The 21,980-nt window shown below is 35.2% G+C and carries 21 protein-coding genes; 4 read left to right on the top strand and 17 right to left on the bottom strand.

Translation table 11 applies throughout. The features are described 5' to 3' along the window. The first annotated feature begins 2 nt into the window (after positions 1-2). The gene (locus ACFQ1K_RS08205; protein WP_320556319.1) at positions 3-1,790 is read left to right on the top strand and encodes a ribonucleoside-diphosphate reductase subunit alpha; all 1,788 of its coding nucleotides are present in this window, start codon (positions 3-5) and stop codon (positions 1,788-1,790) included. Positions 1,791-1,852: 62 nt separating this feature from the next. Here the strand turns inward: ACFQ1K_RS08205 and ACFQ1K_RS08210 are convergent, their stop codons facing one another. The 6 genes from ACFQ1K_RS08210 to ACFQ1K_RS08235 form a co-directional block, all read right to left on the bottom strand. Continuing rightward, positions 1,853-3,394, bottom strand: a complete 1,542-nt coding sequence (locus ACFQ1K_RS08210) for an acyl-CoA carboxylase subunit beta (RefSeq protein ID WP_320556318.1) — start codon at positions 3,392-3,394, stop codon at positions 1,853-1,855. Between the two features lie 6 nt (positions 3,395-3,400). After that, the gene (accC, locus tag ACFQ1K_RS08215; RefSeq protein ID WP_320556317.1) at positions 3,401-4,840 is read right to left on the bottom strand and encodes an acetyl-CoA carboxylase biotin carboxylase subunit; all 1,440 of its coding nucleotides are present in this window, start codon (positions 4,838-4,840) and stop codon (positions 3,401-3,403) included. A 1-nt stretch (position 4,841) separates the two neighbouring features. Next, positions 4,842-5,318, bottom strand: a complete 477-nt coding sequence (locus ACFQ1K_RS08220; RefSeq protein WP_320556316.1) for an acetyl-CoA carboxylase biotin carboxyl carrier protein subunit — start codon at positions 5,316-5,318, stop codon at positions 4,842-4,844. Positions 5,319-5,446: 128 nt separating this feature from the next. Next, positions 5,447-6,124, bottom strand: a complete 678-nt coding sequence (locus ACFQ1K_RS08225; RefSeq protein WP_320556315.1) for a PrsW family intramembrane metalloprotease — start codon at positions 6,122-6,124, stop codon at positions 5,447-5,449. Further along, positions 6,121-6,678: an NUDIX hydrolase gene (locus ACFQ1K_RS08230; protein ID WP_320556314.1), complete on the bottom strand. Its 558-nt coding sequence runs from the start codon at positions 6,676-6,678 to the stop codon at positions 6,121-6,123. Before ACFQ1K_RS08230 ends, ACFQ1K_RS08225 begins: the two co-directional genes overlap by 4 nt. Before the next feature lie 33 nt (positions 6,679-6,711). After that, positions 6,712-7,800 (bottom strand): M42 family metallopeptidase, encoded by a 1,089-nt coding sequence (locus tag ACFQ1K_RS08235; protein ID WP_320556313.1) that lies wholly within the window; start codon positions 7,798-7,800, stop codon positions 6,712-6,714. 124 nt (positions 7,801-7,924) lie between these two features. Between ACFQ1K_RS08235 and ACFQ1K_RS08240 the strand changes: the two genes are divergently transcribed. From ACFQ1K_RS08240 to ACFQ1K_RS08250, 3 genes are all read left to right on the top strand, one after another. Continuing rightward, entirely contained in the window at positions 7,925-8,608 is a 684-nt protein-coding gene (locus ACFQ1K_RS08240) for a DUF4294 domain-containing protein (protein WP_320556312.1), read from the top strand. Between the two features lie 5 nt (positions 8,609-8,613). Next, positions 8,614-9,243 (top strand): PAQR family membrane homeostasis protein TrhA, encoded by a 630-nt coding sequence (gene trhA / locus ACFQ1K_RS08245; protein WP_320556311.1) that lies wholly within the window; start codon positions 8,614-8,616, stop codon positions 9,241-9,243. Between the two features lie 107 nt (positions 9,244-9,350). After that, positions 9,351-10,793 (top strand): pyridoxal phosphate-dependent decarboxylase family protein, encoded by a 1,443-nt coding sequence (locus tag ACFQ1K_RS08250; protein ID WP_320556310.1) that lies wholly within the window; start codon positions 9,351-9,353, stop codon positions 10,791-10,793. Between the two features lie 307 nt (positions 10,794-11,100). Here ACFQ1K_RS08250 and ACFQ1K_RS08255 read toward each other — a convergent pair whose 3' ends face one another. The 11 genes from ACFQ1K_RS08255 to ACFQ1K_RS08305 form a co-directional block, all read right to left on the bottom strand. Next, positions 11,101-11,415: a hypothetical protein gene (locus tag ACFQ1K_RS08255; RefSeq protein ID WP_320556309.1), complete on the bottom strand. Its 315-nt coding sequence runs from the start codon at positions 11,413-11,415 to the stop codon at positions 11,101-11,103. Positions 11,416-11,681: 266 nt separating this feature from the next. Next, positions 11,682-11,912 (bottom strand): hypothetical protein, encoded by a 231-nt coding sequence (locus ACFQ1K_RS08260; RefSeq protein WP_320556308.1) that lies wholly within the window; start codon positions 11,910-11,912, stop codon positions 11,682-11,684. Beyond that, positions 11,909-13,237: an APC family permease gene (locus ACFQ1K_RS08265; RefSeq protein WP_320556307.1), complete on the bottom strand. Its 1,329-nt coding sequence runs from the start codon at positions 13,235-13,237 to the stop codon at positions 11,909-11,911. The genes ACFQ1K_RS08260 and ACFQ1K_RS08265 overlap by 4 nt, the downstream gene beginning before the upstream one ends. Before the next feature lie 144 nt (positions 13,238-13,381). Next, a complete protein-coding gene (locus ACFQ1K_RS08270) occupies positions 13,382-14,173 on the bottom strand; it encodes a DUF6090 family protein (RefSeq protein WP_320556306.1) in 792 nt (263 codons plus the stop codon). 15 nt (positions 14,174-14,188) lie between these two features. After that, a complete protein-coding gene (locus tag ACFQ1K_RS08275) occupies positions 14,189-15,604 on the bottom strand; it encodes an MBOAT family O-acyltransferase (RefSeq protein ID WP_320556305.1) in 1,416 nt (471 codons plus the stop codon). Positions 15,605-15,616: 12 nt separating this feature from the next. Further along, positions 15,617-16,648 carry a hypothetical protein gene (locus ACFQ1K_RS08280; RefSeq protein ID WP_320556304.1) on the bottom strand — a complete coding sequence of 344 codons (1,032 nt, stop codon included), beginning with the start codon at positions 16,646-16,648 and terminating at the stop codon, positions 15,617-15,619. Positions 16,649-17,064: 416 nt separating this feature from the next. Next, positions 17,065-18,411, bottom strand: a complete 1,347-nt coding sequence (locus tag ACFQ1K_RS08285) for an amidohydrolase (RefSeq protein ID WP_320556303.1) — start codon at positions 18,409-18,411, stop codon at positions 17,065-17,067. A gap of 68 nt (positions 18,412-18,479) precedes the next feature. Then, the gene (locus ACFQ1K_RS08290) at positions 18,480-19,217 is read right to left on the bottom strand and encodes a DUF6090 family protein (RefSeq protein ID WP_320556302.1); all 738 of its coding nucleotides are present in this window, start codon (positions 19,215-19,217) and stop codon (positions 18,480-18,482) included. 250 nt (positions 19,218-19,467) lie between these two features. Continuing rightward, the gene (locus ACFQ1K_RS08295) at positions 19,468-20,271 is read right to left on the bottom strand and encodes a DUF6090 family protein (RefSeq protein WP_320556301.1); all 804 of its coding nucleotides are present in this window, start codon (positions 20,269-20,271) and stop codon (positions 19,468-19,470) included. Positions 20,272-20,498: 227 nt separating this feature from the next. Next, a complete protein-coding gene (locus ACFQ1K_RS08300) occupies positions 20,499-21,041 on the bottom strand; it encodes a DUF4287 domain-containing protein (RefSeq protein WP_320556300.1) in 543 nt (180 codons plus the stop codon). Between the two features lie 153 nt (positions 21,042-21,194). After that, positions 21,195-21,884 (bottom strand): DUF6090 family protein, encoded by a 690-nt coding sequence (locus ACFQ1K_RS08305; protein WP_320556299.1) that lies wholly within the window; start codon positions 21,882-21,884, stop codon positions 21,195-21,197. Positions 21,885-21,980: the final 96 nt, after the last annotated feature.

The raw sequence follows: 21,980 nt of genomic DNA on the forward strand, positions 1-21,980 counted from the left end.
AAATGATAGAACAAAACCAGATTAGTAGCACAAACAAAACAGAAAACAGAACAGAAAACGAATTATTAAATGCCAGAAAAAAGTCATTACAACAATTAAAAGTAAAAACAGATGGTGACTTTAGCTGGTTAACAGAACACAGCCGGAAATTTTTAGCATCAGGTTACTTAACAGAAGGTGTAACCCCTGAAGAGCGTATTAAGGAAATTGCAGATAGAGCTGAGCAAATTTTGGGTATTCCAGGGTATGCAGATAAGTTTTTTAACTATATGTCCCTTGGTTATTTCTCATTAAGTTCACCGGTATGGTCCAATTTTGGTAAAGAAAGAGGGCTTCCTATCTCTTGCTTTGGTTCACATGTAGATGATGATATGGGTAATATCCTTTACACCCAATCAGAGGTAGGTATGATGTCTAAACTGGGTGGTGGTACTTCCGGTTACTTCGGAAAAATTAGACATCGTGGTGCGCCTGTTAAAAATAACGGACAAGCCTCAGGTGCTGTACATATCATGCAGTTATTTGAGTCTATGGTCGATGTTGTAAGTCAAGGGTCTGTAAGACGTGGTCGTTTTTCACCATATTTACCTATAGAACATCCGGATATTATGGAATTCTTGGAGATTGGTACAGAAGGTAATCCGATACAAGAATTAACACACGGTGTTACCGTAACGAGTGATTGGATGCAGCAAATGATTGATGGTGATGTAGAAAAGCGTACTATTTGGGCAAAAGTCTTACAAAGACGAGGCGAGATGGGTTATCCGTATATTTTCTTTACGGACAATGCGAATAATGGCGCTGCGGATGTATATCAAGACAAAAAACTTCCAATCTATGCCAGCAACCTGTGTACTGAAATTATGTTGCCATCAAACGATGACTGGTCGTTCGTTTGTTGCTTGTCATCAATTAATGTATTGCACTACGAAAAGTGGAAAGATACCGATGCAGTAGAAACTATGGTATATTTTCTTGATGCGATCATCACGGAATTTACAGAAAAGTTAGAAGCCTATAAAGACTCACCGAATAGAGATGATCAACAAACGTTCTTGTTCATGGAACGTGCATATAACTTTGCTAAGGCTAATAGAGCACTTGGTTTAGGAGTGTTGGGATGGCACTCTCTATTACAGTCTAAAATGTTAGCGTTTAATAGTCAAGAAGCCTTTAACCTCAATAGTGAGATCTTTAAACTTATAAAGGAAAAATCTTATAAAGCTTCAGAAGAGTTAGCAGAGCGTTTTGGAGAACCAGAAGTACTTAAAGGATATGGAAGACGAAATGCGACCTTAAACGCTGTAGCACCAACAACATCTTCAGCATTTATCTTAGGGCAGGTGTCTCAGGGTATTGAGCCCATATGGTCTAACATTTATGTTAAGGATATTGCTAAAATAAAGACAACTATTAAGAATCCATACTTGGAAGCCTTTTTAGAATCTAAGGGGAAAAACACTACCGAAGTCTGGAGAAGTATCAGAGATTACGATGGGTCAGTACAACATCTCGATTTTTTAACGGATGAAGAGAAGGATGTATTTAAAACCTATTCTGAAATTGATCAATTGGACATCATCTATCAGGCGGCCAACAGACAAAATCATATAGACCAAGGACAGTCCGTTAATATTATTGTGCATCCGGATATGTCTGTAAAGGAAATTAATAAAATCCATGTTACAGCTTGGAAGTTGGGTCTAAAGTCACTGTACTATCAACATAGTATGAACGCAGCACAGAAGTTTAAACAAAAGAAGGAGTGTACAAGCTGTGAAGCTTAAAACGCTCTAAATTTTAAAATAAAAAAACCCGATTTCACGATCGGGTTTTTTGTTGTCTTTTATTATAAAGGAATGTTACCATGCTTGCGTTTGGGTTTGTTAACCTCTTTATTTTCAAGCATGCTAAAGGCTTTAATTAATTTTCTTCGTGTGTTTTTAGGTAGAATAACTTCATCTATATAACCACGTTCTGCAGCACTATAGGGATTAGCAAAAAGTTCTGCATATTCTGCTTCCTTTTCTTTCCATTTTGCTTCTTGGTCTTCAGCGGCTGTTATTTCACGTTTAAAAATAATTTCAGCAGCACCTTTAGCTCCCATTACCGCAATTTCTGCATTTGGCCAAGCAAAATTCATATCGGCACCAATATGCTTGGAATTCATCACATCATAAGCTCCACCGTAGGCTTTACGAGTAATAACGGTAACTCTTGGTACCGTTGCTTCACTAAACGCATATAACAATTTAGCACCATGAACAATAATACCATTCCACTCTTGATCTGTTCCAGGTAGGAAACCTGGGACATCTTCGAATACTAATAATGGAATATTAAATGCATCACAAAAACGCACAAAACGTGCTGCTTTTTTAGAACTGTTTACATCCAATACTCCCGCTAGAAACATAGGCTGATTAGCCACAATTCCTATGGATTTTCCACCAAGTCGAGCAAAACCTACGATTATATTTTCTGCATGGTCTTTATGAATTTCGTAGAACGAACCATCATCAATGACACCTTCAATAACACTATGCATGTCGTAAGGCTTGTTAGGATTATCTGGAACGATATCAGAAAGGCTTTCTCTTACTTCATCTTTAAGTTCAAAAGCTATATCTTCCGGTTTTTCTCTGTTGCTTTGTGGTAAATAGCTTAACAGCTTTTTAATATCTTCAAGGCATTCCACATCGTTGGCAGAAGTTTTATGAGCTACACCAGATTTAGTTGAGTGTACGCTCGCACCACCAAGTTCTTCACTAGTCACCTCTTCATTGGTTACCGTTTTTACCACGTTAGGTCCAGTTACAAACATGTAACTGGTATCTTGCACCATTATGGTAAAATCGGTCATTGCAGGGGAATATACAGCACCACCAGCGCAAGGACCCATAATTGCAGAAATCTGGGGAATAACACCAGAGGCTTGTACGTTTCTATAAAAAATATCGGCATAACCACCCAAAGAGCGCACACCTTCTTGAATACGCGCACCACCAGAATCGTTAAGGCCGATAATTGGTGCACCAACATTAACAGCCATATCCATGATTTTACAAATTTTTTCGGCATGAGTTTCGGATAACGAACCACCAAACACTGTAAAATCTTGCGCAAATACATAGACTAAGCGTCCATCTACGGTGCCATAACCCGTAACCACACCATCCCCATAAAACTTTTGGTTTTCCATACCAAAGTCTTTGGTTCTATGGGTAACTAAGGCTCCAATTTCCTCAAAAGACCCCTCGTCTAACAAGTAGAGAATCCGTTCTCTAGCGGTTAATTTTTTCTTTTGGTGTTGTTTATCAATTCGAGCTTGGCCTCCACCCAATTTAGATAAGGCTAATTTTTCGTTAAGTGTTTTTATTTTAGAATTCATAGTATCTTAATTAGGTAATCTTAATAATTTTTGATCTTCTAAATATTGCTTCAAGGCTAGTTTAGCTGCAATCTCTGCTTCGGCTTTGTGCTGTTCTTCCAACAGGCTAGGTGAGTAGTACTTCTTCACAAAATGGGTGTCGAAATTTCCACTTCTAAAGGCGTCGTGTTCACAAACAAAACGACCAAAAGGCAGTGTGGTCTGTACCCCTTTTACATGGTAGTTATCAATCGCTTTTATCATAAGTTCAATTGCTTCTGCACGTGTTTTACCATAGGTAATTAGTTTGGATAGCATTGGATCATAATAAATAGGTACATCCATACCTTCTTCAAAACCGTTATCAACGCGGATATTTTCACCAACAGGTAACTGGTAAACTTCTAGGTTACCAACACTTGGTAAGAAGTCGTTCATAGGATCTTCGGCATATACACGTAGTTCTAGGGCATGCCCATTAATTTTTAAATCCTCTTGTTTAATATCCAATACTTCACCACGAGCCACTTTAATTTGAAGCTCAACCAAATCGACACCGGCAATCCACTCAGAAACAGGATGCTCAACTTGTAATCTGGTGTTCATTTCAAGGAAGTAAAAGTTATGATCGGCATCCATTAGAAATTCAACGGTACCAGCACCAACATAATCACAAGAACGTGCCACGTTTATGGCAGCCTGTCCCATCTTTTCCCTTAACTCAGGTGTTAATATCGCAGAAGGTGCTTCTTCGACAACTTTTTGATGACGTCGTTGTACAGAACATTCGCGTTCAAAGAAATGTATTATGTTACCATGTGTATCTGCCATCACCTGAATTTCGATGTGTCTTGGTGAGGTGACGTATTTCTCAACAAAAACCGAACCATCACCAAAAGCTGAGGTGGCTTCGCTTATAGCACGTTTCATTTGACTTTCAACATCTTTTTCCTTCTCCACAATTCGCATCCCTTTTCCACCACCACCTGCAGCAGCCTTTATTAGGATAGGTAAGCCAATTCTCTTTGCAATATCAACCGCTTCTTTTGGATCTGTAACCGCATGGTCTACACCTGGTACCATAGGGATATTATAGTCCTTTACAGCATCTTTAGCCGCTAATTTGTCTCCCATCATCTTAATGGCCTTGGATCGTGGTCCTATAAAAATCACATTATTCTTTTCGCACAGCTCTGCGAAATCGGCATTTTCACTAAGAAAACCATATCCAGGGTGTATGCCATCAACGTTCAAGGCTTTGGCGACTTCAATAATTTTATCTCCTTTTAGGTAGGACTGGCTAGAAGGTGCAGGACCAATGCAAACGGCTTCATCAGCAAATTTCACATGAGGGGCATTTCTATCGGCTTCAGAAAATACGGCGACAGTTTTAATGCCCATTTTTTTTGCCGTTCGCATGACACGAATTGCAATTTCGCCACGATTGGCAATTAATATTTTTTTCATTTTATTCGAATTCGATTAAAAGTGCATTTTTTTCGACGGTATCTCCTTGATTAACTTTAATGGATTTTATAACACCATCACGAGGTGAGTTGATAACATTTTCCATTTTCATGGCTTCAAGAATTAATAAAGGATCATCTTCTTTAACTTCTTGGGCTTTTTCAACATTTATTTCCAAGATTAGACCAGGCATTGGAGCCTTGATTTCATTTACTTTTTTAGATGCTCCAATTTCAAACCCTAAAGCAGCAATTTGCTGATCTAAGGCATCGTTGATGACAACATCATAAGTGTTGTTATTCACTTTAATGCTGTATGTTTTTTTGTTAAAATCTTTGCTAAGAATGTTAGCTTTAATAGAATCGTTGTTTTGAAGGATATGATACTTGTTTGTTGAGGTTTCAACAGCATCAAGTTGGTCTACTGCTTCCTGACCTAAGTCAAATTCATAAGAAGCATTAACTTTTGCTTTATACATATAAGGGGGTTTGTTAAACTTTGGCTAAATTATGTTTTAATGGACTTCTAAAATATGAAATAAATCATGTTTACAGAAAGACTTAAGGTGATTATAACATTTTATTGATCTTATTGGATAGTTGATTTTTAGTCGGTTTTAAATGTTGAATTGTCTTGGTGTCTACGAATTGCTTTTCGCGATAAGATCACTGCAATTATTAAGGATATAAAGGCACCAATTGATATCCCTGGAATGAATCTGATGAATAGGAAGAAATCGTAGGCTCCGTGGAACAAGACAGCCAAAAACAGTCCAGCCATATTAAGTTTTATCCTATTGTTAGAAAATTTAGCCAAGCCCATGAAATACCCCATGAGTACACCAAAGGTGGCGTGTGCAGGTACCGCTGTAAATGCTCTCAGGATGGCGGTTTCGTAACCACCTTGAAGCACATACATTATATTCTCTGTACAAGCAAAGCCCATAGATACCATAACCGCGTAGATAATTCCGTCATAAGGCTCGTTAAAAGCTTTTTTTGGTTGTGCAAAATATTTTACGATCACATATTTGCTAAATTCTTCAGATAGTGCTACGACTACAAAGGCCTGAATAAACTGCTGCCATATGCTATACTCATCAGTAATAGGAATAAATCGTCCTGTTATGAGGTAAATAACAGTAACAATTATAATGCTTACAATAGCACCAAAAAGGAAATTGGCAATTAAAAGTCCAACAGGTTCCTTTTCATATTTATCATGAAAATAAATGTATATAATTATAGTGAGTACAGGTGCAACTGCACAAAGAATTAAATTCATGGTTTCAGTTTATCTTTAATAGCTTCCAAAATGAAATTATAATAGGATTTGTTTGTAGGTATAAAGTGGTTGTTTGTGGCACTGTTTTCCAAAAGCTGCTCAAACTCATTAAAGGTAACCAATTTTAGGGCCTCAACTTCGTCTTCCTGTGGCTTTAAATCCATTAGGTTTACTTTTAATTCTGCAATATAAACCTGATGAAATTCATTATCTTGTATAGTTCCATTAGCATATGAACTTTCATGAAGCTTTGTGCCAATCTTAGTTAGTTCTTTAGCTTGCAAAGTAAGACCAAGTTCTTCTTCAGTTTCTCTTAGAGCAGCCTCTATAAAGGATTCTCCAGCATCGATATGTCCTGCTGCAGAAACATCCCAAAGTAAAGGATGAATCGCCTTTTTATGAGAGCGTTGTTGCAACAAAATTTCTCCCTGATTAGTATATAGCCAGAGATGAATAGTGTTGTGATACCAACCGTATTTATGTGCTTCGGATTTAAGCGCCGTCTTACCGGTCGGGAGACCAGACTTAGTGACTATGTCTATAAATTCATCCATATAAAAAGATTCCCACTATAGTGGGAATTTTATTTATTTAAAATAACTAAACGTGTCTCCATCTTTAATTTTTAGAAGCGTCTCATAAATTAAGCGAATTACATTTTCAACATCGTTCTTATGAACCATTTCTACAGTAGTATGCATGTAGCGTAAAGGTAAAGAGATAAGGGCAGAAGCCACACCACCATTACTATAGGCAAAAGCATCAGTATCAGTACCAGTAGCTCTTGATAATGCGGCACGTTGAAACGGTATTTTCTTTTCTTCAGCGGTATCGGTAATTAAATCGCGTAATTTTTGTTGTACGGCTGGAGCATAAGCAACCACAGGACCATCACCGATTTTTGCCAGTCCTTGCTTTTTAGGATCTATCATTGGTGTGGTTGTATCGTGTGTTACGTCGGTAACTATGGCAACATTTGGTTTTATGGTTTCTGTAATCATTTCAGCACCACGCAAGCCTATTTCTTCTTGCACGGAATTAGTGATGTAAAGTCCAAATGGTAATTTCTTTTTGTTTTCATGAAGCAATCGTGCTACTTCGGCAATCATGAAGCCACCCATACGATTATCGAGTGCCCTGCAAACAAATTTATCCTTGTTTAAGATATGAAATTCATCCGGGTAAGTAATGACACAGCCTACATGAACCCCCATTTTTTCAACTTCGTCTTTATCTTTTGCACCAATATCAATACAGATGTTATCCGGTTTTGGTGATTCTTCTTTTGAACGGTCTCTTGTATGTATTGCAGGCCAACCAAACACCCCTTTTACAAGTCCTTTTTTGGTATGGATATTTACAATTTTGCTAGGTGCGATTTGGTGGTCACTACCACCATTTCTTATAACATACAATAGGCCATTGTCCGAGATATAGTTCACATACCAAGAAATTTCATCGGCATGTCCTTCTATGACCACCTTATACTTTGCTTTTGGGTTTATTACAGCTACGGCAGTGCCATATGTGTCGGTTATAAACTCATCAACATAAGGTTTAAGGTAATTCATCCATATCTTTTGACCATCCCATTCGTAACCTGTTGGTGAGGCATTATTTAAATATGTTTCTAAAAAGTCCATCGACTTTTTGTTGAGTAATTGCTTTTTAGCCATTTGAAAAATTTTTCTTTAAAAATAATAATATTAATAAGAATTTGCGGTTAGAGGTGGTAATAATTGTTAATTTTGAAATCACCGAGAATTGCTCTTTGGAACAATTTTGGAAGTCCAATTCAATATGAAATATATTACCTATATACTATTATTGTTAACCACCTTAATTTCTGCCCAGGAGGATCCTGTTAAAAAAGATTCCACCCTTGTGCATTATATGATTATTGAAGGGGATTCCATTCCTATAACAGAAGTAGAGCTCGATGAAGTTTTGATGCTTCCTAACCTTAGTTTTGAGGATCGTAAGTCGCGTATGAGATATATTGTACTTCGACGAAAAACACAAAAGGTGTTTCCATATGCAAAACTAGCGGCTGAACGATTAGAAACCTTACAAAAACGTTTGTCGCAATTAGAACGCAAGCGTGACAAGAAAAAGTATGCTAAGGTAATACAGCGATATATAGAAGATGAATTTTCGGCCGAGTTGAAAAAGTTGACTAAAACCGAGGGACAAATTTTGGTAAAGCTTATCCATAGACAGACCGGAAAGACGACCTTTGAGCTCATTAAAGAATTACGAAATGGATGGCGTGCCTTTTGGTTCAACAATACTGCAAGTTTATTTGATATTTCTTTAAAACGAGAATTTGATCCCTTTGAGGTTGAAGAAGATTACCTGATTGAAGATATATTGCAGAGAGCCTTTCAAAATGGTCTATTGGAAAAGCAAAAGCCAGCATTTGAAATCGACTATTATGCTTGTGTTAATAAATGGTCACAACCAAAAACCATAAATAATAACTAAATGCTATGCGTACACAATCCAAACAAGAAGAACTGCTCAATGCTTGGTCTCATGGTGTTGGTGCTGCCTTAGGTATTGTTGCATTAATTCTATTGATTGTATATTCAGACAATATTGCCAAACCTTGGAGTCTTTTTAGTGTTATCGTGTATGGCATTTCTGTCATAGTCTTGTTTTTGGCATCTACCTTATATCATGCTGTAAAAGGGGAGAAGCGCAAACATTATTTTAGGATTGTAGACCACATAAGCATATACCTTCTCATTGCAGGGACTTATACACCAGTATTATTAATTCTACTAAGGGAAAGTAATGGCTGGCCACTGTTCTGGATAGTTTGGGGAATTGCCGCTTTTGGATTGGTGTTAAAACTCTTTTTTACGGGAAGGTTTGAGTTGTTTTCTACCCTATTATACCTTGTTATGGGTTGGCTAATTATTTTCGATTTTTCTAACCTTTCGGATGCGATTGGACCAACTGGTGTATTGTGGTTGTTTGCTGGTGGATTATCATATACGGTTGGAATTATATTTTACGCAATTCAGCGTATACCCTATAATCACGTGATATGGCACCTTTTTGTATTAGGTGGTGCTATCTGTCATTTCTTCATGATTTTTAATCATGTGATATAAATTCACCGGATAATAATGTAAGTTTTAATGTGATGACCTAGGAACTTTAGCCAAAAGTTTTCAGAGCTCTATTGAAGCTGTATCTTTGCAGCAAAATTGAAAACCTTATGTCTAAAAATACCTTAGAAGCACATAAATTGACCATTTCAAAAGCCGAAATGCAATCCTATGGTTATAAGATTGTGGATGCCATTGTAGAACATTTTGATACACAGGACACAAAGAATCCTGTAGTTACAGCTACTCGTGAAGAAATGGATAATTTGTTTTTAGAAAATGTTCCTGAAAACGGAACAGAAGCCCATAAGGTTTTGGATTTTGTTATAGATAAAGTCCTTACAGAAAGTAATATTGTCTCCCATCCCAAGTCGTATTCTTTTGTGCCAGGACCTAGTAACTTCATAAGTGCTATGGCAGATACTTTAGCGACAGGGTTCAATGTGTTTTCTGGAGGTTGGGCAGCGTCACCTGCTGCAACTGAGCTAGAAATTGTGACGATTAATTGGCTTTTAAAACTTTTTAAATTCCCAAATAAAAAGGGTGGAGGTATTTTTACTAGTGGAGGATCAATGGCTAATTTAACAGCTCTTGTTACTGCCAGACGCCAAAAGTGTGGCGATGAATTTTCTAAGGCTATTGTCTACATGTCCAATCAAACGCATTCTTCAAATATAAAAGCTTTAAAAACCATTGGATTTAAAAAGGAACAAGTGCGCTTGATCCCTGTGGACTCTGATTATAAAATATCTATCAATAAGTTAAAAAACGCCATAGCTAAAGATAGGATTGAAGGCTATCAACCATTTTGCTTAATAGCCAATGCCGGCACTACAAATACTGGAAGTGTAGATCAATTGGATGAGTTGGCCAAACTTTGTAAAAATGAAAAGCTTTGGTTTCATGTAGATGGTGCTTATGGTGGAGCGGCAATTTTAAGCGAAAAAGGGGCTAAACTTTTAAAAGGCATTCAAAAAGCAGATTCCTTAACGATAGATCCTCATAAATGGTTTTTTCAACCCTATGAAATGGGATGCTTGTTAGTTAGGGATCACAAATGGCTAAGTTCTACATTTAGCGAAAAGCCAGAATACTTAAGAGATATTGAAGGAAATACGTCTGAAATTAATTTCTACGATCATGGTATACAGCTCACACGTAGATTTAGAGCGCTTAAGTTTTACATGTCAATAAAAACTTTTGGCTTAAAAGCGTTTAGGGAAGCTATAACCTATAATATTGATTTGGCTGAAGCCGTAGAAGATATCTTAAGAAAAAGTAGCGATTGGGAAATTGTATCTCATGCTACTTTGGCCGTTATAAACTTTAGGTATAATCCAATAAAAAAACAGTTTTCAGAAAAGAAATTAGATACTCTGAATCAAGAGATTTCAAAACGGGTTATTGGTACTAAAAAAGCATTATTGGTAACCACTGTGCTTCAAGGACAGGTCGTCCTTAGAATGTGCTTGATTAACCCGAGAACAACAATAGAGGACGTTAAAGAAACTCTTGATAGGTGTTTAAGTTTTGCCGAGCTTTGTTTAGATTGACAACTGATAATGAGCAATTACAGGAAAAAGGAAACTAAAATTTGATTTCTAGTAATACTAATCTTTATTCGATTGGTTTAATGCTGCCAACGGTGACCTATAGCCTTAAGTTTCAATTGAGGTTATACATCTAAAATTTAAAACTTATTACTTTTAGCCTTGTTTCACGTTAAGTATTTCGGCTTGATACATTTTGGCTGTCATTAAGAATAAACTATCCAACTAGAATACCGTTTCTATTATCAGTCCTGGCATTTAGGCAAGACTTTATAAAAGACCTTTTGTTTTGAAGTATAATTACTATAAATCAGCTCCCTATCTGATCAATTTCATTCACTGGTAGGTTTTTTTTCCAGGTTTTTTCTAAATATTTATAAAGCACATAGCAACTTAAAATACCAAAAGGCAACATCATTAGACCAAGGAGGGTTTCATTAATGTTATCTATGGCACCTGGTGAAGTCAGTTCTATGACTATACCAAAAATAAAGCTAAAAATTATAATACCTGCATAATACGTGACGACTCCCAAAATGGCAAATCCCCATTTGTTCTTATTGTATTCTTCAGCGAGTTTAAAAAAGTATTTACCAATCCAGTAGAGTAGTATTAATCCTAACATATTGAGCAGTGTTTAAAAACAGGTAGCAATATAGAGTTTTTATTTTTTCTAATGACTGACTTTTTTAAAAAGTAAAGTTAATAGTATAGAATTAAGGTGACTAGAGCTCCTATACCTACTCCATAGCTTAAATACCAAAACCAACTCATGGCCGTTTGTCCAACCTGAAATGATTCTTTTTCGGAAAATGTAAATAAAGGATTGCTAGCAAGTAGGTAAGAAATTAGAACCCAACTTAGTTCTAAAATAATTACGATTTCAAGTGATTATTGAGAGTGTTTTTGTAGTTTGTTTGTTGGCTTTCTCAAGGCTTTTATTCCCCAATATATGGTTAAGGGTAAAGAAAACATACCTGTCCATGTAATGAAGGTTCCAAGGGGAATGGCATTATCTTTAAATAAAGCTAATGTTAATAACGAAGACCCAGTAACCAATAAAGCAATTACGGTCAGTATTGATAGTAAAGAAATAATAATATAGACTTGTCTTTTTTTCATTTTATATCATCTGTGTCCTTTAGTTTGTTTTTCTTCGCATAAATCCATGAACCTAAACTCAAGACTAAATAAAGAAGAATAATGGCCATCATTTGTTCCCATTTTGAGGTCAACTCATAATATAGAATTAAGCTGCCTCCAATACCTAATCCAATTATTGCAAGTAAGGTTAAAGCTTTTGATGATTCTGTTTTATCCCTTATTTTATAATTAGCGATTGCCATTAAAAGCGAAACCAAGAGAAAGGTTATACTACCAAATTCCAGTATCAACTCCAGTCCACCAATTAAAATTAAGATAGCCGACATGATCGCCATGCCAATAATTGCATTTTGTGGAATGTTGCTTTTTCTGATGGATAACCAATTTGGAAAATAGCCGTCTTTAGCAATAACGGCCATTTGTCTTGAAGAACCAAATACAGTACCGCTAATAGCACTACTTGTAGCCAGTATAGCACCAAGAATCACGAGGTTGGTTCCTAAAGTCCCTAATGCTTCACCAGCACCAGCTGCTAAGGCATATTCTTTGTATTTAATAATGTCATTTTTTGGAATGGCAAATAGGGCACCTATTGAGATAACTACATATATAATTACAGCTAAACTTATGGCCAAATATATGGCACGAGGAATATTCTTTTGCGGATTTGTCATTTCATTTACGGCATTGATAACCAATTGAAAACCCTCATACGCCACGAAAGTTATTGACGAAACAATTAAGATTGAAAGTATAGATGAGTTTTCGATATCTACTGCCATATTTTCCATAAAAGTCTTGAAGTCTGTTGTACCATGTTGAATTAAGGCAAATGAAATTATTGTAAGGAGTACTAACTTGGTATAGACCATTGCATCTTCAATTTTGCCCATACCGTTAACACTCCAAATATTTATGAAGGTGAAGACTGAAATTACTCCAATGGCAATTGATTTCCTTATCCAAATGTTATTGGCAAAATCAGTGCTACTGATTGCATATGATGAAAATGTATAAGCGTAAAGTGAAAGGGTACTTATATAACCAAAAATGATAAACCAACCAATTATGGATGCTGAAAAATGGGACTGTGGATAGGTCCTTTTAAAAAAAGAATAGGTAGCTCCCTCATCACGATAATACAATCCTAATTTAACATAAGAATATGCAGCTAAAGAAGCAATTAATCCGCCAATAATAATAGCAACAGGTGTTAAATTTCCAATCATTGAAACTGAGACACCAAGTATAGTAAATATGCCTCCGCCTACCATACCGCCTAATGCTATGGCAACCAGTTCTGCCAATCCTAAATTCTTATGTCTTTTGCGGTGTTGGGTCATTTGGTTTTCGCTTTATTATAGCTTGGTATATAAGTATCACGATGCTGGCAACGCTACTATATTAAATTTAAGAATATTTCTTGTACTTGTTATATAAGCATGTTAGGATGTTGAATTTTAAACAACATTAGACTTTCATTATTCTCATTCTTTTTCAATTTCTTGATTAATAATTTTAAGCATACTAATTATCCTCATGCGTAAACTTTGCGACTGAATGTTTGTGATTTGATGATTTGTGATGACTTGGCTCACTAAGCCTTCTAGTTCAACATCTGAAAGCACTTTTTTCAGATCCAATTGTTTTTTTGTTGGTTCAATCGTAAATTGATAGTTGAACTCTTTGTCCAATGCTTCAGTAGGTGAGTAGCCATCTTTCCATAAATTATTATTTACATTCCTTGAAACACCTAATCTAAGATAACATGGCAATAAAATCTCAGTTCTAAATTTTTGATACTCTAACTCTAATTCCTGGACTTGAAATACTTCAGAGGACCAATTGGATAAAAATCGCACTAGGGTATCATTATTGATTAAACGTATATTTTCGGAACCGACTATATCGTTTTGAATAGGGTCAAACGTTGGGTCTCTGAAAATTGTCCACAATGATTGGTACAACACATCTTCATTGATTGAATTAGGATTATCTATCTGATTTAGCAACTTGTTACAAGCCTCAAGTGCTTCATTACGCATTAGTATTTTTTCATCAAGTTGATTGATATTACTTTGATACTCACTATATAATTGTTTTAGAATTAATTGCTCTTTAGCTAATTCCTTTTGTCTTTCATTCCAATTGTTAATGCTCAATGCGATTAAAATCCCGATGACTACTAAAACAATTTCACCAATAGCGTATTTTAAATACTTACCAGTTTTGCCTTCTGAAAGTAAGTTCTGTCTAATTTTTCTAAAGAATTTTATCATTAAGAGGAGCGATTTCTAAAATTGGAAATAAATAAATTGCTCGCCACTTCCTTGTGAGATTACAATCAAAAAAAACAGAATGGCCCATACGACGCCGAACACAAGAGGAGGTGTTTTTTCAGCTAATGATTTTAAAGAGCTATTTCTCATGAACCAATGGCATAAAAACATTAAACCTATTAGAGTACAAACTTTAATAATATCAAAATTACCCAATATTTTTTCACCATTAATTTGTGCATAAAACATTGATTTAATCATATCCCAGGATTTTTTAAACGTGTCGGCCCTAAAAAACACCCAGGTAATATTAATACATGAGAACGTTATAAAAGCTAAGAAAATACCGTTATACGTGTTGATTTTAAATGGTAAGTATCTACGCTGAAGACGTTCTAAAATGAGATATGTACCATGTAAACCACCCCAAACAATAAATGTCCAAGCAGCACCATGCCATAGGCCACCGAGTAACATGGTGACCATCAATGCGATATACATTCTTGTGATTCCGTTTCTGTTACCGCCAAGAGGTATATATAAATAATCTCTTAGCCAAGTAGAAAGGCTAATATGCCAACGTTTCCAAAAATCTGAAAAACCTAAAGCTGAATAAGGATATTTAAAATTATCGGGCAGAATTATGCCAAGCATCAATGCAATACCGATTGCACAGGTTGAGTAACCTGCAAAATCAAAAAATATTTGACCAGAAAAGGCAATAGTGCCTACCCATGCATCTACACCATTCAAAATTTTAGAAGAACCAAAAACAGAATCTGAGACTCCGGCTAATAGTGTGTCAGCAAGTACTACTTTCTGAAATAAACCTGTCGTTAGCAAGAACAAACCCCATATAAATTGTTTTGGGGTGGCACGTTTACTTTCATAAAATTGTGTGATGAGTTCTTTTGCACGTACAATTGGCCCGGCCACAAGTTGTGGAAAAAAGGTAACATATAATGCAAAATCCAAGAATGTTTTAGCCGGTGGCATTCTTTTATGATACATGTCTATGGTATAAGACATAGTTTGAAAGGTGTAAAAGGAGATGCCCATTGGCAAAATAATATCCATTGGTCTTGGATGGTAATCCATGCCCAATGTATTTACAATAGAAACAAAATTTTCTAGCAAGAAATTACCATATTTAAAAAAGGCCAAAAAACCCAAGTTGACAAACATACTTAACAGGAGCCAAAACTTCCTTTTTCGTTGATTATCTTCTGCAGCCAGTTTATTTCCTGCAGTCCAATCTACTACAGTGGAAATCCATAAGAGAATAACCAGTGGAGGATTCCATAATCCGTAAAAAACGTAACTCGCAAAAAGCAACATTCGTTTTTTGTTTTTCCAATTGAAAAGTTTTGAATAATAGAGTAATAGTACTATTACTAAGAATACAATGAAACTTAAAGAATTAAATAGCATATGATGAATTGGTTAGTTTGTACTTAGCGCTTTATCCTTCTTTAAAATTGCTATCAATTCTCTTGTGAAAAATTGAGCATCTTCTAATGCTAAATGTGACCATTCAGGAAGGTTTAAGTTTCTAAATTGTGGATAATCATGGTAATGGTATGCCTTTACATTTGCTTTTTCAACCAATAATTCCCAAAAATCTTCACGAGGAAATCCTTTGTTTTCAATATCCTTAAAAAAGCCAGATGACGGACATCTGAGTAAGATTAAATTGCCACCTCGATCTTTGAATTTTTTAGAAAGATCCAAAAAGGCCGCTGTTGTACCTTCTTTATCTGGTGGTGGCCTATCTCCACTGAGAACCATATCTTTCCACGCTGCTTTAATAGTGTTTGCATAAGCTGTGTCCTGAGTAACATAAGCAGGCATTTTCATATGTCTGTCTTCTGTAATTTCCTCAAAATTGTTAAATGGAACAGGAGGCGGACCATTGCGTTCGCCTATGTAAATATGACTGAGTAAGGTTTTTAAATCAACATCAGTGTCCCACTCTTCATCTCCATCTCTGATAAAGGCAAAATTAGTTTGCAAGGGCACGGCTAATCTATGATTTATCCTTTGCGCGTAAGTTCGTTTTTTAAAATAATCTACCTTAGATTGTGCTCTAGAAATAGGAAATGCCCCTGGATAAACTGTTGAAAAGAATAACGGTGGAGTGATGCCTACAACAAGGGTACCACTGAAGGAGGTGTTTTCAACGATATCTCTTAGAATAGGTATTGGTGATGCCCCTTGTACAGCAAGCATTATAGGTTCCGTATCGGTCATTTCTCTCCAAATATCCAATTGTATATCATAAAGTATACGGGAAGAGCCAATAAAAACAGTCTTATCAGAAGTGTCGTTTTCTAATCTGGCACGTTGATTTGCCCACAAATCTTTATTGTCGTCTAAGTTTGGTTGAATACCTTGAGAACGCCAATACATTTCCCAACTCGTAACCATAGCGATTCCCAAAATCGCCGCAATTATTAAAGATTGCTTTAATTGCATATTGATTGAATTTAATTAGTTTGGAGTAAGTTAGGAACAACTTGGGATAGGTTTAAAGATAGAAAATATTATAATAGGACTGCTACAAATTGTATTTATTATATTTTTATCTACTTTAATTAATAAATTGATATTTCGATTGTTAACTAGATATTTCTGATACATTTTTTTCAAAAATATTGTTGGTCTTTACTCTGGCCTATGAGTCTATTCTACGGAAACTTTATATCAAGCTCTTATAATTAGGAAGACGCATATAGATGTATTTAACGGCCCTTTGAAGATCTGTTTTATACTCTACAAATACTTTTAATTAATTCAAGTTGTTGATGGAAGTCCCAAAACAATGAAGTACTACAGTTTGATATACTAGCCTTTATAATGGCTTGTATGCTTTGCTAGACTGTCATTATTTTTTATTGACTTTTCAATTCCATATAATCAAAAACCAGATTACACATGGTTTTTACACCTGTTTTAAATGAACTATCATCCATAAAAAACTGTGGGGTGTGGTGGTCACCGACTGTTTTTAAATCTGCACCTTTTGTAGCTGCACCAACGAAAAAATAAAGTCCGGGTACTTTTTGAGCGAAGTATGAAAAATCCTCAGCTCCAGTGATGGCAGAAATTAGAGTTACATTTTCCTTTCCAGCAGACTTTTCTAAAGTTGGTAACATCATTTCGGTTAATTCTTCATCATTAAATGTTACCGGAAAACGCATAGAGTAAGGCATTTCTACGGTAGCAGTTGCTCCGCCAGCTTTTGCTGTATGTTCTACAATTTCTCTAATTCTTTTAAGCACAAAAGTTTCATCTTCATCTGTTAACGTTCTTATGGTGCCCAACATTTCTACTTGCTCTGGTATTATGTTACTTCGATTTCCACCATTTATTGCGCCTATGGTTACAACGGCAGCATTATCGGTTAATGTTACGTTACGACTCACAATTGTTTGAAGGTTGTTGATAATTTGAGCAGAAATAACAATAGGGTCAATGCCTGACCATGGGGAGGAGCCATGTGCCGGTATTCCTTTAACCGTTATTTTCATGTCATTAACACTCGCCATGATCCCTGCCGGTTTATAGGTGATTTGTCCAACTTCAGTTAACGCATCCATATGTAATCCAAAAATGACATCAACTTTAGGGTTTTCAAGCACACCCTCTTTTGTCATTAAGTAGGCTCCGCCTTCTTCTCCTTTTGGTGCACCTTCTTCAGCTGGTTGAAAAATAAACTTAACCGTACCTCTTAATTCACTTTTCATTCCCGTAAGTATTTCTGCAACTCCCATTAAAATAGCAACATGCCCATCATGGCCACATGCATGCATCACATAGGTTTCATTACCATTGTATGTGGTTTTAACTTTTGAGGCAAATGGTAAGTCGTTCTTCTCTTCTACAGGTAAGGCGTCCATATCTGCTCTAAGTGCCACAACAGGACCAGGCTTATCTCCTTTGAGAATCCCAACAACACCTGTAACACCAACTTCCGTTTGTACTTCTATACCAAGTGATTCTAAATGTTTAGCTATGAGTGCTGCGGTGCGAAATTCACGATTTCCCAATTCTGGATTTTGGTGAATATCGTGTCGCCAATCGATAACTTTCTGTTCAATCATATCGGCTTTTTTAGAAATCAATTCACTATAATCTTTGATTTGTGCGGTAGATACCGTCGCATACAACATTAATAGGAATAGCGGTAACGATATTAAACGGTTTTTAAAGTTTGAGTTGTTGGTACTAATTTTCATTTCTTTAATTTATTTAGGATTACTTATACTTCTGTAGAATTTTATGATTTATATGTGTTGGTTCGTTTTTATTGATTGCTTGTTTTTCGTAATTCGGATAGTAAGGATTCAATTTCATTTTTGCATCTAATCATAGATTCATGAGTCAAAATTGTTAAAATATTAATTTTACGACATTCTTCATTTAGTTGATCATAGTGCTTTCCCAAAATCTCAAAAGTTATTTTATATCGGCCATAGTCAGTTGCATAATTTTGAATTTTACTGAAAAAGTTAGTGTTTAAACTGAACAGAGATTGCTGTTCTATATTAAGATCAAGGTCGTTATATCTCTTATAATATTGTTCGTATAATTCTATTATTTTTATTTGTAATTCATTAGACTGTATTAAATCTATGTTATTATTGTTTGTGATTTTATTGTATAAACCATAATTCGGAAAGAATGAACGACTACTTTCACTTACTGCATACAATAAATCTACTATTTGATTTATATCATATCTTTCCTTTATTTTTTCAAAAGAAATGGTAATAAAAATGTTTTGTGCATTAAGGGCTTTATCTACTATTAATATTTTGTCATTTACATCTTTTAAATCACTTTCTAGGCTACTAATAAGTGATTTATACAGTATTTGCTCTACAATTCTGTCTTTTCTGTTTTCATTCCAATTATTAATTTGTAAAGCAATTAAAATTCCAATCACAACGAGAATAATCTCCCCAATCGCGTATTTAAAATACTTTCCAGTTTTACCCTCAGAAAGTAGTCGCTGTCTCAAGAGTCTAAAGAACTTAATCATGTGAGGTTAGTTTCCTTAAAGATAGGATTTTAATTGATTGAAGTTCTGAATTAATCAAGATAATGGTTCACGCTATGAGCCCTTGCGTTGGTTAGCATTTAATTTAGTAAGTACCCACTACAAAGAAAATCTGCGAGGCACAAGTATCTAGAGCGAACTGTACGTTAGAAAATTTTCAAAAGTAGTCGAGATCCAGTAAGACTTATAGTCATTGTTGTACTTTCGTTATTTTATAAAAATTATTCTATTCTTAATCTTTAATAATAGCTTCTAATTGAATGATAATGTCATTGAGTTGCTTTTGTACTGGTTTTAAATCATTCACTTTACCCATTTCATTACCAATAAGATAGCGTAAGTCTTTTTTTAAACTTTCGTCCATACGTAACTCTTCTACAACGGATTTAGCTAATTCAAAATTCAGTTGAATATCACATTCATTAGGTAAACTTAACAGATAACTATTACCCTTTTTTATATAAATATCTCCACAATTCAAACGTATTTGTGTCTGGATTTGATCTGGCATTTTACCTCTCAAATTCTCTCTATATTTATTTTTAAGAATAAATACACCAGACTGGGACCAATCAGCACCATAATAACTAATTAATGTATTTTTTAAACTTTCATTTTGGATGAGATTAATTTGACCAGAAGCAATTAACTCCTGAAAAGTTGATGATGCAGAATAGGCGTCAGATAATTGACTAGCCTGATACATGTCAATTAGATTTTCGACAGGATTAATTTCAGCATCAATAGAGTTTTCGAAAACAGCTATGGCTTTTTTTGCGTGATAATAGACTTTTTTAGAATAGTTAATAGTCGCTTCAAGAATTTGTTTTTCCTCTCTAGCATCATCTAAAAGTCTTTTATAGTAAAGAGATTCTAAATTTTCATTAAGACGATTCTGATTCCAATTATTAATCTGTAGTGCAATCAAAATTCCAATAACAACAAGAATAATCTCCCCAATCGCGTATTTAAAATACTTTCCAGTTTTACCCTCAGAAAGTAGTCGCTGTCTAAAGTGTCTAAAGAACTTAATCATATGAGGTTAGTTTCCTTAAAGATAGGATTTTAATTGATTGAAGTTCTTAAATAATCAAGATAATGGTTCACGCTATGAGCCATTACGTTGGTTAGCATTTAATTTAGTAAGTACCCACTACACGGAAAATCTGCGAGACATAAGTATCTAGAGCGAACTGTGCATTAGTAAATTTTCAGAAGTAGTCGAAATCCAGTAAGACTTATAGTCATTTTTTTGGCCAGTTTTTATATGGATTTATCATAAGCTTCAGAAATCCACTCTTTTAGTTCTTTGTCAATTTCTGATTTGTCAGATAATCTTACTCTGTGAGTACACATAGTTCCAAAGGGGCCTGAATTTTCAAGTCTCTCCGTGGTTGGTTTGTCCTTTAACTTAAAACCAAGGTCTATTCTTGTTTTGGTTGCTGGTTTGATGAGAACAAACTGTCTTTTCCTAATGATGCTTACACTTCCTTTTTTTGGGGTAATAGTTACATCCGAGCCAAGTGATTTAACATATTCTATAAGTTTTTCATAAATGGGAAAAAGACTTTCTTTGCCTTTATATTGTGCTTGTACTAAGTCAACTGATGAATTGTTATCTTCTTTTGATAGGGATACAATAGTGTTAGCAAATCCGTGAGTAACGCCATGTTCAGACTTCAGAAATTTGACACCTTCGGAATGTTTTGCAAAGGATTTTTCTTTAAGGATCTTTTTCCATTCAGCCAGTGACTTACCTGTTTTTTCAGGCATATTGTCAATCATAGTTTGTAGTGCTTTCTCCATATCTTATTGATTTAATTACCAATGGTCTTGTGTATGATTTCGTTGAGTGTTTCAGCACATAATTTAGCAAATACAAACCGAATAGAAAATCCGCCAGGATTTTCTTAAGTAGGCGAGTACTAGCAATTAATTATACACGGTGTAGTGCTTTCGTTATTTATTAATATTTTCATCAATAAGTTCAATAATATGCTCTAAGGTTGCTGTTAGCTCATTTTCTTCTTTTAATCCATCTTGCCGTTGAAAATAAAAAAGATGGTTAGTTGCCCATCTAAATTCCGGATGCTCATAAATTGATTTCACATTATAACCCAGATTTTTTCCATCTTTAATGATCATTGCATTGGTCCAAGCTGATTTCATCAAATCATCTCTTTGGGCCTCAATTTTCAGTGTATTTTCTATAGCATCTGTCGTTAATTCCTTTAAAGATGCCAGTAAATATTTTAGTTCCTTATTAGAAAGTTGATTGATTTGTCCCGAAGAGATTATAGAATTAAGTATCCCATTTTGTGGATCATAAGTAACGTTCCAATTTAATTTTCTGATTAATTCATAAAACAGACTATCCGACATTTTATCAAAAGCGGCTCTGTCTCTAAAAAGCGCTCTCATTTCTATTGCGGTTTGAAAGGATCTTTCGTTTTCCTCAATTGCGAATTCCAAAGCTTTCAGATTTATTGTCATTTCTTGTTTAAGGTCTTTAAGAATAGACTGCTCTGCTTTTTTTAGCTTTCGGTCTTCATTCCAACCATTAATGGATACCGCTATTAGAATTCCAATAATTACAAGCAGAATTTCGCCAATAGCATACTTGAGATACTTACCAGTTTTGTTTTCCATAAGTAAGTTTTGGCGAATTTTTCTAAAGAATTTTATCATTGGTTATTGGTTGATCATAATGAAGCACAACGGTCTCGTATAACCGTCAGTTACGGG

It is taken from the genome of Winogradskyella aquimaris (assembly GCF_042676105.1).
Taxonomy (GTDB): domain Bacteria; phylum Bacteroidota; class Bacteroidia; order Flavobacteriales; family Flavobacteriaceae; genus Winogradskyella; species Winogradskyella aquimaris.

Excerpts from the sequence above, each read along its gene's own strand:
- ACFQ1K_RS08205 (WP_320556319.1), top strand. The coding sequence starts at position 3 with ATGATAGAACAAAACCAGATTAGTAGCACAAACAAAACAGAAAACAGA.
- ACFQ1K_RS08210 (WP_320556318.1), bottom strand. The coding sequence starts at position 3,394 with ATGAATTCTAAAATAAAAACACTTAACGAAAAATTAGCCTTATCTAAA.
- accC (WP_320556317.1), bottom strand. The coding sequence starts at position 4,840 with ATGAAAAAAATATTAATTGCCAATCGTGGCGAAATTGCAATTCGTGTC.
- ACFQ1K_RS08220 (WP_320556316.1), bottom strand. The coding sequence starts at position 5,318 with ATGTATAAAGCAAAAGTTAATGCTTCTTATGAATTTGACTTAGGTCAG.
- ACFQ1K_RS08225 (WP_320556315.1), bottom strand. The coding sequence starts at position 6,124 with ATGAATTTAATTCTTTGTGCAGTTGCACCTGTACTCACTATAATTATA.
- ACFQ1K_RS08230 (WP_320556314.1), bottom strand. The coding sequence starts at position 6,678 with ATGGATGAATTTATAGACATAGTCACTAAGTCTGGTCTCCCGACCGGT.
- ACFQ1K_RS08235 (WP_320556313.1), bottom strand. The coding sequence starts at position 7,800 with ATGGCTAAAAAGCAATTACTCAACAAAAAGTCGATGGACTTTTTAGAA.
- ACFQ1K_RS08240 (WP_320556312.1), top strand. The coding sequence starts at position 7,925 with ATGAAATATATTACCTATATACTATTATTGTTAACCACCTTAATTTCT.
- trhA (WP_320556311.1), top strand. The coding sequence starts at position 8,614 with ATGCGTACACAATCCAAACAAGAAGAACTGCTCAATGCTTGGTCTCAT.
- ACFQ1K_RS08250 (WP_320556310.1), top strand. The coding sequence starts at position 9,351 with ATGTCTAAAAATACCTTAGAAGCACATAAATTGACCATTTCAAAAGCC.
- ACFQ1K_RS08255 (WP_320556309.1), bottom strand. The coding sequence starts at position 11,415 with ATGTTAGGATTAATACTACTCTACTGGATTGGTAAATACTTTTTTAAA.
- ACFQ1K_RS08260 (WP_320556308.1), bottom strand. The coding sequence starts at position 11,912 with ATGAAAAAAAGACAAGTCTATATTATTATTTCTTTACTATCAATACTG.
- ACFQ1K_RS08265 (WP_320556307.1), bottom strand. The coding sequence starts at position 13,237 with ATGACCCAACACCGCAAAAGACATAAGAATTTAGGATTGGCAGAACTG.
- ACFQ1K_RS08270 (WP_320556306.1), bottom strand. The coding sequence starts at position 14,173 with ATGATAAAATTCTTTAGAAAAATTAGACAGAACTTACTTTCAGAAGGC.
- ACFQ1K_RS08275 (WP_320556305.1), bottom strand. The coding sequence starts at position 15,604 with ATGCTATTTAATTCTTTAAGTTTCATTGTATTCTTAGTAATAGTACTA.
- ACFQ1K_RS08280 (WP_320556304.1), bottom strand. The coding sequence starts at position 16,648 with ATGCAATTAAAGCAATCTTTAATAATTGCGGCGATTTTGGGAATCGCT.
- ACFQ1K_RS08285 (WP_320556303.1), bottom strand. The coding sequence starts at position 18,411 with ATGAAAATTAGTACCAACAACTCAAACTTTAAAAACCGTTTAATATCG.
- ACFQ1K_RS08290 (WP_320556302.1), bottom strand. The coding sequence starts at position 19,217 with ATGATTAAGTTCTTTAGACTCTTGAGACAGCGACTACTTTCTGAGGGT.
- ACFQ1K_RS08295 (WP_320556301.1), bottom strand. The coding sequence starts at position 20,271 with ATGATTAAGTTCTTTAGACACTTTAGACAGCGACTACTTTCTGAGGGT.
- ACFQ1K_RS08300 (WP_320556300.1), bottom strand. The coding sequence starts at position 21,041 with ATGGAGAAAGCACTACAAACTATGATTGACAATATGCCTGAAAAAACA.
- ACFQ1K_RS08305 (WP_320556299.1), bottom strand. The coding sequence starts at position 21,884 with ATGGAAAACAAAACTGGTAAGTATCTCAAGTATGCTATTGGCGAAATT.